Genomic DNA, 3,222 nt, shown 5'->3' with positions numbered 1-3,222 from the left:
GGTTACGTCCACTCTTGGGCCGACTAACCAGTACTCCACCCGATTCCAGGGGGCAGGAAGTGTAATGTTGTTGTAGTTGCTATTCAAAGTCAGCGCTACGTAAGGTTGGAAACGATAGCCCAGGCTAGTCGAAAAGTTGGTACGTTCGCCGTTTTCGTAATACCCTCCGAACCGCCCGGATAGCGAGTAAGTGAAATTTCGCTTGGGACTACTATCAAAGCTGAATCCGGTCGATTTCCAGCGATGTTCCGTACCCGTGGCCAGCCGTTCGCGACCTGAGTTAGTTGGATCAAATGGTCGCAGTAGTTTGACGTAGTTGGTGGCCGCCCAAATAAAAGCCTGCGCCCGGCTTTTGAAATTAAAATTGTAAGAGATAAATGTTTCGTTGTCGGTCAACTCTCGCTTTTTATTCCAAAATAAAGTCGTTTGCAGACGGGGCCCATGGCTGATAAGCGAATTTGATTTGACAAAAAATAAGTACCTGGCGCCTGGATTGATTTTGAAATAGCCGTTGCGGATGGCGTTGGGGACGTAGCCGACTTCGGCGTTGTAGTTGCTGCCGACGTACTCGTGCTGCCATTGCAAGGAGAGATTGGTATTGTCGTAGCCCAGATCGGCGGCTTGTGCGAAGTCGTCGCCCTTACGGTTTGGGCTGAACGATTTGAGGATCATCGCCTTCCCCGACCAGCGGTTGTTAACCGATAGTAAGTTGAATTCTCCGCCGATGTTTCGATTGTACTGATTGTAAGCCCCGTTCAGCTCAGGGCTGTAGCGAAGGGCATCCTTGTTGACCATAAGCAACCGCACATTGGAACGAGCAAGTACCTGTCGCTGTACGGCCACCACCGAAAAGTTGTTACTCGGCAGACTGTCCTGTGCGGCGGTTTGCACGTTCAGGACACCCAGCCGCCAGTTTTGGTTCAGTTTGCCGCTGAGCCTCGCCCCGTACCTGATCGGCACGCCCAAGCCGATGCGACGCGAGAAAAATGGCCGAATGGACGAGTAGCCGAAGTTGGCGAAGAGGTCAGCGTTTTCGAGAAAGAACTGCCGCCGCTCGGGAAAGAAAAGCTCGAAGCGGTCGAGATTGGTTTGTTGCTCGTCCACATCTACCTGCGAGAAATCGGGATTAACCGTCAAGTCGAGGTTGAGAGATGGCGTGATGCCGATTTTGACGTCGCCGCCGATCTGGTACTTTCTATTGAAAGCATCCTCCGACCGGAAATCGCGATTGGTTCGCGCAGCGACGTAGGGAATGACCGAAACGTTAATACCAGGATCGGGCGGTGGCTGATCCCAAACCAGCACGCCCGTGTAGGCCAGGGCCGCCGTAGGAAACTGCCGCGGCACGGGTGCCCAAGCTGATTTCTCGGCGACGGTCAATTCCAGTCGGCTGAAATTGACCCCCCAGGTAGTGATGCCCGGTTTATAGCGAATGCTCTTAAAAGGAATAGCAGCCTCCCAGACCCACTTTTCGTCGTCATTTTTAACGGACGTGAACCAGCGATTATCCCAACTCAGGTTAATGGAGGAGCCATCGAACATCTGCCCGTCCCAAGGTGCTCCCGCCGCATTGGAGCCGAACGAGAAACCGTTGGTGCGGTCGTCGAAGGTGTCCAGAAATAGCAGAAAGTTGTCGTTGTTGTTGAAGCCGAAGTCGCGCCGCAGCGACTCCACCACCAGCGAACCCGTCACAGGCTTGTAGTTGGTGACTAATATATAAATGTTCTTCTGGTCGTAAGTCATCCGCACCTCCGTCCGCGTTCGGGCGAAACTGGTGTCGATGGGTTGCACCATGAAAAAATCGGTGGCCACTTGCGCCTCCTGCCATACACCCTCGTCGGCTATCCCGTCGATATTTATCTCCGAGGTGGTGGCGTGGATGTTATATTGGTACTTTTGGTTGGGTTTCTGAGCGAGAGAAAGGCCAGTAATTCCGGAAAGCAGGAGGAGGAGTGATAAAAAACGGCACACGTAGATGGTGGATTGAATTTGGAGGGTAAAGGTACGTGCCTTGCGGCTCTACTCCAAAGGTAGATTCGGGGTCGGTTTCCACCGAAAGGCGCGGGCGTCAATGGCGCGCATCGTGCAAAGTACGCCGTCCAAGTGGTCGATTTCGTGTTGCAGAAGTTCGGAAAGGTCGTCGGTGAGTTCCCACTCCTGGCGTTGCCAATTCTCGTCACAGAAACTGAGCCGGATTTGGCGGTGGCGTTGTAGCTTGACCAGCAAATTGGGCAGGCTCATGCAGTCGTCCCAAAGTTCCATTGTTTCGTCACTACGCTCGATGATTTCGGGATTGATAAAAACGATAGAACGATCATCGGTGAACATATAAACCAGCCGCTTCATGTACCCCAACTGCGGCGCGGCAATCGCCCGGCCCGTTCTGTACTTGTCCCTGAATTCTACCAGCGCATTATGTAGGTCGCGCGTCATTTCGGTAATTAGTGCTGAGTCTTTGGGCGTGAGTGGCGCGCAGTTTTGGTAAAGGCGCTCGTCGCCCAGCAGCAGGATGTCAGCAAGTCCTTTCATTGAATAAAGGGAGGTTATCAACCTGAAAAGCACCCCTTCTTTCAAAGGAATGCTTTCAGCATTTCAGCAACCAATAACAGTAATGTGTGTATAGTATGCTGAATATTGTAGTGTGCTAATTATATGACTACTTTGGCGGTCATACGTCACACATATTTATTAAATATTTTATTTACTGGAAGAGTATTAAATAAATTTACTTAAAAAGTATGCCCCAATAGTACAATTTTATTTAATCAAAATCAAGTTTTTCTGCAAAAGAAATTAAAGAATTGTCTGCAGAAAAAATATCTGACAAGATTCTTCAACAAAATTGCATAGAGTAAAATCATCTTTTAATCAGATACGGGCAAGATACTGACCTACTGAATGAACTTGCACTTACCGCAAATGAATACCAGAAGTAATGACCCAAATTGATCACATTGCCCTTTACACTTCTCAGCTTGAAGTGATTCGCTGCTTCTACGAAAAGTACTTTGGAGCGACCGCTAACGAAAAATACGTTAACCCACGCAAGGGCTTTGTGTCATATTTTTTGAGTTTCTCAGGGGAATCCAGATTGGAAATCATGCAAAAAGAAACTGTGGCAAACGGAGCCAATTCCGAGGGCACGGAGTACCTGGGCCTGACGCATTTTGCACTGTCCGTGGGCAATAAAGAAGAGGTAGTTCAGCTGACCGAAAGGCTGAG

General features: G+C 49.8%; 3 protein-coding genes. 1 reads left to right on the top strand and 2 read right to left on the bottom strand.

Annotated elements, in window-relative coordinates:
• Together ACEW8P_RS20960 and ACEW8P_RS20955 are read right to left on the bottom strand one after the other, a co-directional pair.
• A partial coding sequence (locus ACEW8P_RS20960; RefSeq protein WP_373515024.1) for a DUF5916 domain-containing protein occupies positions 1–1,971 on the bottom strand: 1,971 nt, incomplete at its 3' end.
• A gap of 48 nt (positions 1,972–2,019) precedes the next feature.
• Positions 2,020–2,529: a peptide deformylase gene (locus ACEW8P_RS20955; RefSeq protein WP_373515023.1), complete on the bottom strand. Its 510-nt coding sequence runs from the start codon at positions 2,527–2,529 to the stop codon at positions 2,020–2,022.
• 406 nt (positions 2,530–2,935) lie between these two features.
• Here ACEW8P_RS20955 and ACEW8P_RS20950 point away from each other — a divergent pair.
• On the top strand, positions 2,936–3,222 hold a 287-nt coding region (locus ACEW8P_RS20950; RefSeq protein ID WP_373515022.1), incomplete at its 3' end, for a VOC family protein.

Source organism: Persicitalea sp., from assembly GCF_041751555.1.
GTDB lineage: Bacteria > Bacteroidota > Bacteroidia > Cytophagales > Spirosomataceae > Persicitalea.
Note: the sequence above shows the minus strand (reverse complement) of the source record. Positions and strands in the feature narration are given on the sequence as shown.